Genomic DNA, 14,576 nt, shown 5'->3' with positions numbered 1-14,576 from the left:
CCCGCCCCGCCGGCCCCCGCACCCGCCCCGCCGGCCCCCGCACCCGCCCCGCCGGCCTCGGCCCCCGCTCCGCCCGCCCCCGTCCCGCCCGGGTGCGGGTCCCGCGCCGTGCGCGCCGGCCACGGCACCGTGCAGAGGGCCGCGACGCCGGGGGCGGTGCGGACGGAGGGCGTCCCGGGGCCGGGCCAGGGCGCGACGCAGAGCAGCGCGTGCAGCCCCTCCGCGTCGCGGCCGAGCGCCGTGCGCAGCGCGGCGACGGCCATGTCGTACTGCCATCCGCCCTCGGCGGTGAGGACGGCCCGCAGCTCGCGGGAGAGGTCGGCGTCCGCCCGCTCCTCGTCCGCCAGCAGGGCGCCGATCCGCTCGGCCACCTCCATGGCGGCCGTCAGCCGGCCGGCGGAAGGCCCGGGGTCGGCGTCGAGGAGCCACACGTATCCGAGCACGACGCCCCGGTGCCGTACCGGGAGGCAGATCCGGTCGCGCAGGACGCCCGCGTCCGGGGCGGCGGGGATGCGCACCGGGCCGGTCGCCCGGGTGATGCCGAACCCCTCGAACCAGGCGCGCACCGCGGGGGTGGACTTCCTGGTCAGGATGGAACGGGTGCGCACGGGGTCCATCGCGGTGTCGTCGTCGCTGTCGTGCGCGCCGAAGGCGATCAGCCCGAAGTCGCGGTTCTCCAGCGTGGCGGGGGCGCCGAGGAGCGCCGAGATCTCGTCGACCAGGTCCTGGTAATCGGCCTTCACCCGGACATTCTGCCACTCGCTCAGACATCTGTATGAGACGTGGGGCACGGATGCGTGACAGCTGTCGATGGCCGACCATCGAAGCGATCCTTAGGTTTCACGGTGGTTCTCCGTGCCGATACGGAATCTTCCGTCTCCGGCCCCCTTCGATCCGTGTTCCGTGGAGGTGCCCCGTGCTGGGTCCCGTGATCCTCGCCGCGTCGCGCAGCGACAAGATGCGCCGTTTCGTCTCTGCCGCTCCGGGCACCAAGCAGGTCGTCGGCCGCTTCATCGCCGGTGAGACGGTCGAGCAGGTCGTCCCCATCGTCCGGGAGACGACGGCCAGGGGCCTGGAGGTCACCCTGGACGTGGTGGGGGAGGACATCACCACCCGCGAACAGGCGTTCGCCGCGCGCGACGCCTACCTGGAGCTGATCGACCGCCTCAAGGGGCTGGACCTCGGCACCCGGGCCGAGATGTCGGTCAAGCTCTCGATGTTCGGCCAGGCGCTCGACGGCGGCCACGAGCTGGCCCTCGCCAACGTCCGCCCGGTCGTCGAGGCGGCCGCCGCCATCGGCACCACGGTCACCCTGGACGCGGAGGACCACACCACCCTCGACTCGATGTTCGCCATCCACGAGGAGCTGCGGAAGGACTTCCCGCAGACCGGCTGCGTCATCCAGGCGTACCTCTTCCGTACCGAGGAGGACGCCCGTCGCCTCGCCGCGAACGGCAGCCGCGTCCGGATCGTGAAGGGCGCCTACAAGGAGCCCGCCTCCGTCGCGTACCAGGACAAGACGGAGATCGACAAGGAGTACGTCCGGATCCTCAGGATCCTGATGGAGGGCGACGGCTACCCGATGATCGGGTCGCACGATCCGCGGCTCATCGCCATCGGGCAGGAGCTCGCGCGCCGCGCCGGGCGCAAACTGGACGAGTACGAGTTCCAGATGCTGTACGGGATCCGCAGCGACGAGCACGTGCGGCTCGCCGCCGAGGGGCACCGGATGCGCGTCTACACCGCGTACGGAACCGACTGGTACGGGTACTTCATGCGCCGCCTCGCGGAGAAGCCGGCCAACCTGCTGTTCTTCGTCCGCTCGATGATCACCAAGAACTGAAGGAGTTACGGAACTCATGGACGCTGTGACCCAGGTCCCCGCTCCGGTCAACGAGCCGGTCCACACCTACGCCCCCGGTTCGGCCGAGCGCGCCCGCCTGGAGGCGAAGCTCAAGGAGCTGTCCGAGAACCCCATCGAGCTCCCGATGACCATCGGCGGCGTCAAGCGGATGGGCGGCGGTGAGCGCGTCGACGTCGTGCAGCCGCACAACCACGCCAAGGTCCTCGGCACCTTCGCCGGCGCCACGCAGGCGGACGCCCAGGACGCGATCGACGCGGCCCTGGCCGCCGCTCCGGCCTGGCGCGCGATGTCCTTCGACGACCGCGCCGCGATCATCCTGCGCGCCGCCGAGCTGCTCGCCGGCCCCTGGCGCGAGACGATGGCGGCCTCGACCATGCTCGGCCAGTCCAAGACGGTCCAGCAGGCCGAGATCGACACGCCGTGCGAGCTGGTCGACTTCTGGCGCTTCAACGTCAAGTACGCCCGCGACCTGCTCGCCGAGCAGCCGCCGGCCAACGCCCCGGGTGTGTGGAACCGCCTCGACCACCGCCCGCTGGAGGGCTTCGTCTACGCGATCACGCCCTTCAACTTCACCGCCATCGCGGGCAACCTCCCCACCGCCCCCGCCCTGATGGGCAACGTGGTCGTGTGGAAGCCGTCCCCGACGCAGACCCACGCCGCCGTGCTGCTCATGCAGCTGCTGGAGGAGGCGGGCCTGCCCAAGGGCGTCATCAACCTGGTGACGGGCGACGGCATCGCCGTCTCCGAGGTGGCGCTGAACCACCCGGAGCTCGCGGGCATCCACTTCACCGGCTCGACCAAGACCTTCCAGCACCTGTGGAAGACGGTCGGCAACAACATCGAGAAGTACCGCGGCTACCCGCGCATCGTCGGTGAGACCGGCGGCAAGGACTTCGTCGTCGCCCACCCGAGCGCCGACCGCGCCGTGCTGAAGACCGCGCTGACCCGCGGCTCCTTCGAGTACCAGGGCCAGAAGTGCTCGGCGTCCTCGCGCGCGTACATCCCGGCCTCGATCTGGAACTCCGGCTTCAAGGAGGAGTTCGCGGCCGAGGTCGACGGCATCAGGATGGGTGACGTCACCGACCTGACGAACTTCATCGGCGCCGTCATCGACGAGCGGTCCTTCGCCAAGAACAAGGCCGCCATCGACCGCGCCAAGGCCGACCCGGCGTGCACGATCGTCGCGGGCGGCACCTACGACGACTCGGTCGGCTGGTTCGTCCGCCCGACCGTCATCGAGTGCACGGACCCGGCCAACGAGGTCTTCACGACCGAGTACTTCGGCCCCATCCTCGCGGTGTACGTCTACCAGGACGAGGACTACGACGCGATGCTGGAGCAGATGGAGTCGGTCTCGGCGTACGCGCTGACCGGTTCGGTCATCGCGGGCGACCGGGCCGCGGCCGCGTACACGATGGAGAAGCTCCGGTACGCCGCGGGCAACTTCTACATCAACGACAAGTCGACCGGCGCCGTCGTCGGCCAGCAGCCCTTCGGCGGCGGCCGTGCCTCCGGTACGAACGACAAGGCCGGCGCCCCGCAGAACCTGATGCGCTGGACGCTGACCCGCGCCATCAAGGAGACGCTGGTCCCGCCGACGGACTACACGTACCCGCACATGGGCTGACGCCCGTCCCGCAGACACCGCCCCCGTCCGGCCCCCACGCCGGGCGGGGGCGGTTCGCGTGCGGGCACCCTTGTCTTTATGTGGTGGACATGTCAATTTTCCGGTACCCCACCCGTCGTACGACGAAGGAGACCCGGGATGAGACGCACCACCCGTGCGCGCATCGCCCTGTCCGCCGCACTCGTCTTAGCCACGCTCGGCCTCGGCGCCACCCCCGCCGCCTCCACCCCCACCCCGTACGCCCTCGACACGGCCGTCGAGCGGCAGCTCGGCGCCGAGAGCGCCGGGACGTACCTGGAGGACGGCCGGCTGATCGCCACCGTCACCACCCGGGCCGCCGCCGAGCGGGCCCGTGCCGCCGGAGCGGTGCCGCGGATCGTCACCCGCGGATCCGCCGAACTCTCCGCCGCCATGGCCGCGCTGGAGCGGCGGGCGAAGATCCCGGGCACCTCCTGGGGACTGGACCCGCGCGCCAACCTGATCGCCGTCGAGGCCGACTCCTCCGTCGGCGCCCGCGACATGGCCCGGCTGCGCCGGGTCGCCGCCTCGCTCGACGGGGCGGTGCGGATCAGCCGCGTACCGGGCACCTTCACGCGCGAGGTCGCGGGCGGCGAGGCCGTGTACGGAGGCGGATTCCGCTGCTCGGCCGCCTTCAACGTGCAGAAGGGGACCACCCGGTACTTCCTGACCGCCGGACACTGCACCAACTCCGCGTCGAGCTGGTCGGCGACGTCCGGCGGGGCGCAGATCGGCGTACGGGAGGGCACCAGCTTCCCGACCAACGACTACGGCCTGGTCCGCTACACCAGCACGGCGAACACCCCGGGCGGCGTCAGCCTCCACAACGGCAGTCAGCAGGACATCTCCTCCGCGGCGGACGCCGTCGTCGGGCAGGCCATCCGCAAGAGCGGCTCCACCACCAAGGTCACCAGCGGCACCGTCACCGCCGTGAACGTGACCGTCAACTACAGCGACGGCCCGGTTTACGGCCTGGTCCGTACGACGGCGTGCTCGGCCGGCGGTGACAGCGGCGGCGCCCACTTCGCCGGGTCGGTCGCCCTCGGCATCCACTCCGGCAGCTCCGGCTGCACGGGCACCAGCGGCTCGGCGATCCACCAGCCGGTGCGCGAGGCGCTGAGCGCGTACGGCGTCAGCGTCTACTGACCCGCGGGCGGCCGCGCCCGGGGACGGACGGCGCCGTCCCCGGGCGCGGCGGCGGCGCGGTACGGGCCGAACGGCCCCAGTTTGCGGGGGCGCTGAGCGGTTATCCGCACAGCATGACCGAGACGAACAAGACTTCGACGACCAAGACCGCATCGCGGGCCGGCACGGCGACCAAGGAGCGGGCGCAGGACACCGCCAAGAGCGCGGGCAAGACGGCGCAGGATGCCGGGAAGTCCGCGTCGCAGTCCGCGGGCGGCGGCATGGAGAAGCTCGCCGGCATCGGCGGGGCGACCGCCGAGAAGGCGAAGTCCGCCGCCCGGACGGCCCAGTCGGCCGTCAGCACGGCGGCCGGCCGCACCGTCGGCAAGGCGGGGGTGGCCTGGACGCTGTTCAAGGCCCGGAAGGCCATCGTCACCGGCGCGGGCGCCGGCGTGGCGACCGTCGTGGCGTCCTCGTACGCCCTGGGCCGCCGGGCCGGTCTGCGGCAGCGCGGCCCGCTCTCCCGGCTGACGGGCGGCCGGCTCTGACACTTCCGGACGGCGCGGGGCGGGTGGTGGCCGATTTGTCACCGCCCGCCCCGTCGCCGCTGGGAAACTGGGCCGTATGACCGACTCGTTGCGTACGGCTCACACCTACGAGCTGTCCTCCGCCGCCCTCGCCGGGATACGGGCGATGCTGGACGCCGCGTTCGACGGCGACTTCGGCGACGAGGACTGGGACCACGGCCTCGGCGGCGTCCACGCGTACGTGGAGGACGAGCACGGTGTGGCCGCGCACGGCAGCGTGATCATGCGCCGCGTGGGCCACGCGGGCCGCTCGTACCGGATCGGGTACGTGGAGGCGGTCGCCGTCCGCGCCGACCGCCGCCGCCAGGGCCTGGGCGGCCGGGTGATGGCGGCGCTGGAGGAGGTCGTCGACGGGGCGTACGCGTTCGGCGCGCTGTCGGCCTCCGACGAGGGCGCCGAGCTGTACCGGGCGCGCGGCTGGCAGCTGTGGAACGGCCGCGTCGAGGCGTACGGCCCGGACGGGGTGGCGCACCTGCCGGACGAGGAGGACTCGACGTACCTGCGCCCGTCGCGCGGCCGGCCGCTGCCCGCCGCTGACGCGGGCGCGCTGCTCTTCGACTGGCGCGACGGCGACGTCCTGTAGGAGCGCGGGAGGCGGCGCGGGCCGGACTCCACCGGCACTCGTCTCAGATAGTAGGAAGTCCGAGTAATTGTGGAGACAGACGCTCCACGACGGCTTAGCTTTGTAGAAGCCGAACGTCTCGCTCCATCGAGCGAACGCGGATGCGAGCGCCGCGCCCCCGGCAGGCAACCCCTGCGGCCGCGCTCCCCGCCCCTTCCGGCGCCTCGAATCGTTCTGATCTCAAGGAGTCGATCGTCATGGCCGCTCAGACCTCCGTCCGCCGTGTCCGCCACGCCGCCCCGCGCCCCTCCGACGCCGAGCGCCGCAACGCCGCCGCCGCCCTCCAGCGCGCCCTCGACCGGCGGGACAACGGCGGGGCCACCGGACACGCCAACTGATCCGGGCGTCCACATTCCGGAACGCTCATGTCAGGCTCTGGGACGGGGGAGTAGGGTGCGGACATGTCTCGCAGCATCGATCTCGCAGTGGTTCCCGGTGACGGCATCGGCCAGGAAGTCGTGGCCCAGGGCCTGAAGGTCCTTCGCTCCGTCCTCCCGCAGGATGTGAAGCTGGAGACCAAGGAGTACGACCTCGGCGCCAAGCGCTGGCACCGCACGGGGGAGACCCTCCCCGACGCGGAGCTGGAGTCCCTCAGGGGCCACGACGCCATCCTGCTCGGTGCGATCGGCGACCCCTCCGTGCCCTCCGGGGTCCTGGAGCGCGGGCTGCTGCTCAAACTGCGCTTCGCCTTCGACCACTACGTCAACCTGCGTCCGTCGAAGCTCTTCCCGAACACCGCCACCCCGCTGGCCGGCCGCCCCGACATCGACTTCGTCGTCGTCCGCGAGGGCACCGAGGGCCCCTACACCGGCAACGGCGGCTCGCTGCGCACCGGCACCCCGGCCGAGGTGGCCACCGAGGTCAGCGTCAACACGGCGTACGGCGTCGAGCGCGTCGTGCGGGACGCGTACGAGCGCGCCAATGCCCGCCCGCGCAAGAAGCTGACGCTGGTCCACAAGAACAACGTCCTGGTGTACGCCGGCCACATGTGGAAGAACATCTTCGACAAGGTCGGCGAGGAGTACCCCGAGGTCACCACCGACTACCTGCACGTCGACGCCGCGACGATCTTCTTCGTCACCCAGCCCGAGCGCTTCGACGTCATCGTCACCGACAACCTCTTCGGCGACATCCTGACCGACCTCGCCGCGGCCGTGACCGGCGGCATCGGCCTGGCCGCGTCCGGCAACATCAACCCGACGGGCGAGTTCCCGTCGATGTTCGAGCCCGTCCACGGGTCCGCGCCCGACATCGCGGGCCAGGGCAAGGCCGACCCCACCGCGACGATCCTGTCGGTCGCGCTCCTCCTGCGTCACCTGGGCTACGAGGCCGAGGCCGTCCGCATCGAGGAGACGGTCGCCGCCGACCTGGCGGAGCGCGACCCCTCGGCGCCGCGCACGACGGACCAGATCGGCGACGCGCTCGCGGTACGCGTAGCGAGCTGACCCGCCGACTGAGGATCACCAGACACAGCCGCCGGGTCGCACACGCACCCGGCGGCTTCTCCTGTGCGGCCCCGGGTGCCACCATCAACCCTGGACCGCACTCCAGCCGTTTCATTGCACCGGCCACGCGAGCGATAATCGAACGTGGGGCCGCGGCATGCGGGAAAGCTCGGACGTCCTAGCAGGTGTAGCGGCGTGAGCGCGGTCCGTCACACACAACGGTGAAGGACACAGCACTCATGACGACGACGCCCACGATCGAGCTCAAGCCCTCCTCGAACCCGCTGTCCGACGCGGAGCGCGAGGCGATCCTGGCCAACCCCGGATTCGGCCGCCACTTCACCGACCACATGGTGACGATCAAGTGGACGGAGGGGCGTGGCTGGCACGACGCCGAGCTGACGCCGTACGCGCCGCTCTCGATCGACCCGGCGAACATGACCCTGCACTACGCGCAGGAGATCTTCGAGGGGCTGAAGGCCTACCGCCGCCCCGACGGCTCGATCTCGCTGTTCCGGCCCGAGGCCAACGCCGAGCGGTTCCAGATCTCGGCCAAGCGCCTGGCCATGCCGGAGCTGCCGGTCGAGACGTTCGTCGCCGCGTGCGACGCGCTGGTCCAGCAGGACCAGGCCTGGGTGCCGCCGCACGGCGGCGAGGAGTCGCTCTACCTGCGCCCGTTCATGATCGCCAATGAGGTCGGACTGGGTGTCCGCCCGGCCAACGAGTACCTGTTCATCGTCATCGCCTCGCCGGCCGGCGCGTACTTCCCCGGCGGTGTGAAGCCCGTGTCGATCTGGCTCTCCGAGGACCGCGTCCGCGCCGTTCCCGGCGGCATCGGCTTCGCCAAGACCGGCGGCAACTACGCCGCGTCCCTGCTCGCCCAGGCCGAGGCCGCCGCGAAGGGCTGCGACCAGGTCGCCTACCTCGACGCGGTCGAGCACAAGTGGGTCGAGGAGCTGGGCGGCATGAACCTGTACTTCGTGTACGACAAGAAGATCGTCACGCCCGAGCTCACCGGGTCCCTGCTCGCCGGCATCACCCGTGACTCGCTGCTGCGGCTCGCCGGCGACCTCGGGTTCGAGGCGGAGGAGGGCCGCATCTCCATCGACCAGTGGCGGCGCGACACCGAGAACGGCACCCTCAAGGAGGTCTTCGCCTGCGGTACGGCCGCGGTGATCACCCCCGTCGGCCGGGTCAAGTCGGCGAGCGGCGAGTGGACCCAGTCGGGCGGCGAGCCCGGTGAGGTCACGCTGAAGCTCCGCAAGACCCTGCTGGCCATCCAGACCGGCGCGGCCGAGGACGTCCACGGCTGGACCCACCAGGTCTCCTGACCCCGCCGCACGCACGGGAAGACGCCCGCGCCCCCCGCTCGGGGGCGCGGGCGTCGCCGCGTGCCGCGCCCCCCGGCGGGCCGGGGCACGTCAGAAGGCGCCGGTCCCGGTGGTCGTGGTGGCAGGGGTCCCGGGCGCCGCGAGGGCGTCCGGGACCGCGGCCCCGCGGGCGGGCGTCAGCGCCGCGTACACCCCGCCGCCCACCAGGCCGGACAGGACGAAGCTCAGGTCGACGCCGCCGGTCAGCGACACGAGCGGCCCTTCGTACAGCGGCGTCGCCACGGCCGCCAGGCCCACCGCCGCGCCCACCGCCCAGGCGGCCGTGGCGCGCGGGTGCCAGCCGCCGCGGAACCAGTAGATCCCGCCCTTCGCCCGCCGGTTGAGGACCTGCAGCGCCTCGGGGTCGTAGTGGCCGCCGCAGCGCCGGTGGCCGATCAGGGTGATCGCCGCCCAGGGCGTACCGATCGCCGTCAGCAGCAGCACGAACGACGTCATCGCCGCCTGCGCGTCCCAGGCGAAGTGGCCCGCGAAGACGAACGCCGTCGCGACGGCCGCCACCACCAGCGTGGCCGTGGAGCGGGTGGCGCGCGGCACGATCGCGTCCAGGTCCAGGCCCATCGAGTAGAGCATCAGCCCCGCGTTCCCCACCGACCCCGCGCTCGCCGCGACCAGCAGCGGCAGCAGGTACCAGGGTGCCGACGCGGCGACCAGCGGCCCCGCGTAGTCGGTGCCCGCCCGCGCCGCGAGCGCCGTGAACGTACCGAACAGCTGCGGCACCAGCAGGCCCGTGAACAGGCCCGCGCACGTCGCGCGCCACACCCGGCGCGGGCTGTGCCGCTGCGGCGAGACGTACCGGGTGTAGTCGCCGAGCAGGGTGATGAAGGCGACCGGCCCGCTCAGCCCCGCCGCCACGGCCGACAGCAGCCACGTGGGCCAGAACGACCCCAGCAGGTAGGGGGTGTCCGGCGGCGGCGCGGCACGGAAGTCACCGGCGTAGGCGAGGATGCCCAGCAGGAGCAGCAGCGTCATGCCGACCGCCAGGTACCGGCTGAGGCGCAGCAGCAGCCGGTAGCCGTACACCGCCGCGGCCACCGTGCAGCCGGCGAGCAGGACGTACACGAGGGCGTGGGCCAGCGGGCCGGTCGGCACGCCGAACAGCCGTGACAGCGTGCCGAGCGTCACGTCGCCGCCGATCCACAGCGTCAGCGCCGTGTAGCCCAGCGACAGCAGCAGCCCCACCACCGAGCCGACGAGCCGGCCGCGCACGCCGAAGAAGGCGCCGCTGGACGTGGACAGGTTCGTGCCCGTCCGCAGCGAGACGAGCGCGAGCGGGGCGGTGACGGCGACGCCGACGACCGTGCCGGCCAGGATCGAGGTCACCGCGGGCCACAGGCCGAGCCCGAAGGAGACGGGCAGCCAGCCGAAGACGATCACGCCGAGGCACAGGTTGGAGCCCACCAGGATCGAGACCAGGTCGCGCGGCCCGCTCGTACGTTCCGCCTCCGGGATCGTGTCGACTCCGTGCTGTTCCCTCGGCATGGGCGCTCTCCTCGCTTCGCTCGGCAATGCATGGACAGGTTTTAGAGTGACGCTCAATGTGACCGACGCTCGGTGCTCTCGTCAATGGTTTGTTCCGAGCGCGCTTATGGTTAGAGTGATGCTCAAACAGGAGGTGTGGTGACGTGCGACTGACTCCCACGGAGCGCGACCGGCTGCTGATCTTCGGCGCCGCCGAGCTGGCCCGGGCCCGCCGGGCGCGCGGCCTGAGGCTCAACGTCCCCGAGGCGACCGCCCTCGTCGCGGACACCGTCTGCGAGGCGGCCCGCGACGGGCGGCGGCTCGCCGAGGCGATCGAGCAGGCCCGCGCGGTCCTCGGCCCCGACGACGTCCTGCCGGGCGTCGCCGACGTGGTGACCGAGGTCCATGTGGAGGCCGTCTTCGACGACGGCTCCCGGCTCGCGGTGGTCACCGACCCCATCGGGGGCGGCGGCCGGGGCGGCGACGCCCCCGGCGCCCTGCTGCCGGCGCCGCAGCACCCCGAACCGGAGCCCGTGGAGGTCCTGCGGGTCACCAACACCGCGGCCGTGCCGGTCTCCGTCACCTCGCACTTCCACTTCTTCGAGGCCAACCCGCGGCTCGACTTCGACCGCGCCCGGGCCTACGGCATGCGGCTCTGCGTCCCCGCCGGCTCGTCGGTGCGCTTCGGACCGGGCGAGAGCGAGGAGGTCGGCCTCGTACCGATCGGCGGCGACCGCGTGGCGATCGGCTTCGCCGGTCTCGTCGACGGACCGCTGGACGCCCCGGGCGCCCGCGAGGAAGCACTGCGCCGCGCCGCCGCCTGCGGCTACCTCGGCGTACCGGACACCACCGACCAGGAGACCGAGCGATGAGCCGCCCCGGAGGCCACCCCGCCGCAGCGCGCCGCCTCACCCCCCACGAGTACGCCGCCACGCACGGCCCCCGCGCCGGCGACCGCGTCCGCCTCGGCGACTCCGGCCTCACGGTCCGGGTCGAGTCGGACGCCCAGAAGCCCGGCGACGAGTTCCTCGCCGGCTTCGGCAAGACCGCCCGCGACGGACTGCACCTCAAGGCCGCCGCCGTCCGCGAGACCTGCGACGTGGTCATCAGCAACGTGCTGGTCATCGACGCCGTCCAGGGCATCCGCAAGGTGTCCGTCGGCATCCGCGAGGGCCGCATCCACGCCATCGGCCGCGCCGGGAACCCCGACACCCTCGACGGAGTCGACGTCGTCGTAGGCACGGGCACCAGCATCGTCTCCGGCGAGGGCCTCATCGCCACCGCCGGAGCCGTCGACACTCACGTCCACCTGCTGTCGCCGCGCATCATGGAAGCGTCCCTCGCCTCCGGAGTCACCACGATCATCGGCCAGGAGTTCGGCCCGGTGTGGGGCGTCGGGGTCAACTCGCCGTGGGCACTGCGCCACGCCTTCAGCGCCTTCGACGCCTGGCCCGTCAACATCGGCTTCCTCGGCCGCGGCTCCTCCTCCCACGAGGCCCCGCTGATCGAGGCGCTCGCCGAGGGCGGCGCCTGCGGCTTCAAGGTCCACGAGGACATGGGCGCCCACACCCGCGCCCTCGACACCGCGCTGCGCGTCGCCGAGGACCACGACGTCCAGGTCGCCCTGCACAGCGACGGCCTGAACGAATGCCTGTCGGTCGAGGACACCCTCAGGGTGCTGGAGGGCCGCACCATCCACGCCTTCCACATCGAGGGCTGCGGCGGCGGCCACGTCCCCAACGTGCTGAAGATGGCGGGCGTCCCCAACGTCATCGGCTCCTCGACCAACCCCACCCTGCCCTTCGGCCGGGACGCGGTCGCCGAGCACTACGGGATGATCGTCTCCGTCCACGACCTGAAGACCGACCTGCCCGGCGACGCCGCCATGGCCCGCGACCGCATCAGGGCCGGGACGATGGGCGCGGAGGACGTCCTGCACGACCTCGGCGCGATCGGGATCACGTCGTCGGACGCGCAGGGCATGGGAAGGGCCGGCGAGACCGTACGCCGGACCTTCGCCATGGCCGGGAAGATGAAGGCGGAGCTGGGCCCCCTGGAAGGCGACGGCGACGGCGACGACAACGCCCGCGTCCTGCGCTACATGGCCAAGCTCACCATCAACCCGGCGATCGCCCACGGCCTCGCGCACGAGGTCGGCTCGATCGAGGTCGGCAAGCTCGCCGACATCGTGCTGTGGCGGCCCGAGTACTTCGGCGCCAAGCCGCAGCTCGTCCTCAAGTCGGGCTTCCCCGCGTACGGGGTCGTGGGCGACCCGAACGCCGCCACCGACACCTGCGAACCGCTCGTCCTCGGACCGCAGTTCGGGGCGTTCGGGGCGACGGCCGCCGACATCTCGGTCGCGTTCGTCTCCGGCGCCGCCGCGGAGGCCGGAGACGACCTGATGCCGACCCGCCGCCGCCGGGTCGCCGTACGCGGCACCCGCGGCATCGGCCCCGGCGACCTGCTGCTCAACTCCCGCATCGGCGAGGTCGCGGTCGACGGCCGCACCGGACTGGTCACCCTCGACGGCGATCCGGTCCGCTCCGACCCGGCCGACTCCGTCTCCCTCAACCGCCTCTACTTCCTCTAAGGACCACGCGATGTTCCGCATGCCCGCCGAATGGGCCCCGCACGAGCGCACCTGGATGGCCTGGCCGGGGCAGAACCCGACCTTCACCGACGACGACGAGCTGCGCGAGGCCCGCGAGGCCTGGGCGTCCGTCGCCCGGGCCGTACGCCGTTTCGAGCCCGTCACCGTGGTCCACGCCCCCGGCGACGGGGACAGCGCCCGCGAGCTGCTCGGCCCCGGGATCGATTTGGTCGAGCGGGACCTGGACGACGCGTGGATGCGCGACATCGGCCCCACCTTCGTCACCGACGGCGAGCGACTGGCCGCCGTCGACTGGGTGTTCAACGGCTGGGGCGCCGCCGACTGGGCACGCTGGGAGCACGACGCGAAGATCGCCCGCCATGTCGCCGACCTCGCCGGCGTCCCGGTCCACAGCAGCCCCCTGGTCAACGAGGGCGGTGCCATTCACGTCGACGGCGAGGGCACGGTCCTGCTCACCGACACCGTCCAGCTCGGCCCCGAGCGCAACCCCGGGTGGACCCGCGAGCAGGTCGAGGCGGAGATCCACGCCCGGCTCGGCACCACCAAGGCGATCTGGCTGCCCCGCGGCCTGACCGGCGACTACGGCATGTACGGCACCCGCGGCCACGTCGACATCGTCGCCGCCTTCGCCCGCCCCGGCGTCGTCGTCGCCCACACCCAGCCCGACCCGGCGCACCCGGACCACGAGCTGTGCAAGGCGAACGTCGCCCTGCTGCGCGGGCAGACCGACGCCAAGGGCCGCCCGCTGGAGGTCGTCGAGGTCCCGGCCCCGACCGTCCTCCAGGAGGACGGCGAATGGGTCGACTACTCCTACATCAACCACTACCTCTGCAACGGCGGCGTGGTGCTGTGCGCCTTCGACGACCCGCGCGACGAGATCGCCGCGGGCATCTTCCGCCGCCTCTTCCCCGACCGCACGGTCACCCTCGTCGACGCGCGGACGATCTTCGCGGGCGGGGGCGGCATCCACTGCATCACCCAGCAGCAGCCCAGGGTCCGGCGGGCATCGGGTACAACGTACGAGTGAACGAACCCCGTACGACACCGGCCGCCCGGCGGCGCAACAGCGCCCCGCCGAGGGAGGACCTGCTCGCCGCCGCCATGGCCACCATCGCCGAGCGCGGGCTCGACGGGCTGACCATGGCGGGGCTCGGCCGCGAGGTCGGGATGAGCAGCGGGCACCTCCTGTACTACTTCCGCACCAAGGACGAGCTGCTGCTCCAGACCCTGGAGTGGAGCGAGGGCCGCCTCGGCGCCGAGCGCGGGGCGCTGCTGTCCCGCCCGGCGCCGGTGCGCGAACGGCTGGACGCGTACGTCGACCTGTACGTGCCCGACGGGCCGCGCGACCCGCACTGGACGCTCTGGCTGGAGGTCTGGAACCGCTCGCAGAACGCCGACGCCGACGCCCGCGCCCGCCAGGCCGCCATCGAGGGCGCCTGGCACCGCGACCTGGTCGCCCTCCTCGCCGAGGGCATCTCACGGGGCGAACTGCGCCCCGTCGACCCCGACCGCTTCGCGGCCCGCCTGCGCGCCCTGCTCGACGGCTTCAGCGTCCACGTCGCCGTCGGCATACCGGGCACCGGCCGCGAGACCGTCCTCGGCCACGTCCGCGACTTCCTCGCGGACACGCTCGTCCCCGGGACGCCCGGAATGTGAGACCCGGGTCCACCGGGACCCCCGTCTGTGGCAGACTGCCGGACGTGCTTGCTACCACCATGATTATGGGCAGCAGCGCGCCGGTCCGCAGTGACCACTGAATCGCGGCAGAACCACCGCGGCAGTGGACACCGTGTCTCAGACCCGCGCGCAGACCTCTCGCACCCGCGAG

At 72.5% G+C, this 14,576-nt stretch carries 13 protein-coding genes and 1 pseudogene; 12 read left to right on the top strand and 2 right to left on the bottom strand.

The genetic code is table 11. The features are described from left to right. Positions 1-743 (bottom strand): annotated as a pseudogene (locus A4V12_RS18020) (PucR family transcriptional regulator); the annotation flags it as partial. A 173-nt stretch (positions 744-916) separates the two neighbouring features. Between A4V12_RS18020 and A4V12_RS18015 the strand changes: the two are divergent. The 8 genes from A4V12_RS18015 (at position 917) to A4V12_RS17985 (ending at position 8,619) form a co-directional block, all read left to right on the top strand. Further along, positions 917-1,843, top strand: a complete 927-nt coding sequence (locus A4V12_RS18015; protein WP_064070373.1) for a proline dehydrogenase family protein — start codon at positions 917-919, stop codon at positions 1,841-1,843. Positions 1,844-1,859: 16 nt separating this feature from the next. Continuing rightward, the gene (gene pruA, locus A4V12_RS18010) at positions 1,860-3,491 is read left to right on the top strand and encodes an L-glutamate gamma-semialdehyde dehydrogenase (RefSeq protein ID WP_064070372.1); all 1,632 of its coding nucleotides are present in this window, start codon (positions 1,860-1,862) and stop codon (positions 3,489-3,491) included. Positions 3,492-3,629: 138 nt separating this feature from the next. Continuing rightward, positions 3,630-4,655: a S1 family peptidase gene (locus A4V12_RS18005; protein ID WP_064070371.1), complete on the top strand. Its 1,026-nt coding sequence runs from the start codon at positions 3,630-3,632 to the stop codon at positions 4,653-4,655. Between the two features lie 113 nt (positions 4,656-4,768). Continuing rightward, positions 4,769-5,182, top strand: coding sequence for a hypothetical protein (locus A4V12_RS18000; RefSeq protein WP_064070370.1), 414 nt, complete (start codon positions 4,769-4,771; stop codon positions 5,180-5,182). 76 nt (positions 5,183-5,258) lie between these two features. Continuing rightward, the gene (locus A4V12_RS17995) at positions 5,259-5,804 is read left to right on the top strand and encodes a GNAT family N-acetyltransferase (RefSeq protein ID WP_064070369.1); all 546 of its coding nucleotides are present in this window, start codon (positions 5,259-5,261) and stop codon (positions 5,802-5,804) included. A 236-nt stretch (positions 5,805-6,040) separates the two neighbouring features. After that, complete coding sequence (locus tag A4V12_RS38060; RefSeq protein ID WP_199831313.1) at positions 6,041-6,181, top strand: hypothetical protein; 141 nt, start codon at positions 6,041-6,043, stop codon at positions 6,179-6,181. Between the two features lie 63 nt (positions 6,182-6,244). Continuing rightward, positions 6,245-7,288: a 3-isopropylmalate dehydrogenase gene (locus A4V12_RS17990; protein WP_064070368.1), complete on the top strand. Its 1,044-nt coding sequence runs from the start codon at positions 6,245-6,247 to the stop codon at positions 7,286-7,288. A 239-nt stretch (positions 7,289-7,527) separates the two neighbouring features. Beyond that, on the top strand, positions 7,528-8,619 hold the full coding sequence (locus tag A4V12_RS17985; RefSeq protein ID WP_064070367.1) for a branched-chain amino acid aminotransferase: 1,092 nt from the start codon (positions 7,528-7,530) through the stop codon (positions 8,617-8,619). Positions 8,620-8,709: 90 nt separating this feature from the next. On the opposite strand, the gene A4V12_RS17980 is transcribed toward A4V12_RS17985, so the two are convergent. Further along, entirely contained in the window at positions 8,710-10,158 is a 1,449-nt protein-coding gene (locus A4V12_RS17980) for a cytosine permease (protein ID WP_064070366.1), read from the bottom strand. A gap of 143 nt (positions 10,159-10,301) precedes the next feature. Here A4V12_RS17980 and ureA point away from each other — a divergent pair, with 143 nt between their 5' ends. From ureA to A4V12_RS17960, 4 genes are read left to right on the top strand one after another with little or no spacing between them, the layout of a single operon-like run. Beyond that, positions 10,302-11,009 carry an urease subunit gamma gene (ureA, locus tag A4V12_RS17975; RefSeq protein WP_064070365.1) on the top strand — a complete coding sequence of 236 codons (708 nt, stop codon included), beginning with the start codon at positions 10,302-10,304 and terminating at the stop codon, positions 11,007-11,009. After that, positions 11,006-12,727 (top strand): urease subunit alpha, encoded by a 1,722-nt coding sequence (locus tag A4V12_RS17970; protein ID WP_064070364.1) that lies wholly within the window; start codon positions 11,006-11,008, stop codon positions 12,725-12,727. Before ureA ends, A4V12_RS17970 begins: the two co-directional genes overlap by 4 nt. A gap of 10 nt (positions 12,728-12,737) precedes the next feature. Continuing rightward, positions 12,738-13,775, top strand: coding sequence for an agmatine deiminase family protein (locus tag A4V12_RS17965; RefSeq protein ID WP_064070363.1), 1,038 nt, complete (start codon positions 12,738-12,740; stop codon positions 13,773-13,775). A gap of 59 nt (positions 13,776-13,834) precedes the next feature. Next, entirely contained in the window at positions 13,835-14,404 is a 570-nt protein-coding gene (locus tag A4V12_RS17960) for a TetR/AcrR family transcriptional regulator (RefSeq protein ID WP_064070389.1), read from the top strand. Positions 14,405-14,576: the final 172 nt, after the last annotated feature.

Origin of the sequence: Streptomyces noursei (assembly GCF_001646665.1) — a bacterium.
Taxonomy (GTDB): domain Bacteria; phylum Actinomycetota; class Actinomycetes; order Streptomycetales; family Streptomycetaceae; genus Streptomyces; species Streptomyces lavendulocolor.
The sequence above is the reverse complement of the archived record's forward strand: the minus strand, read 5'-3'. Positions and strand labels throughout refer to the sequence as shown.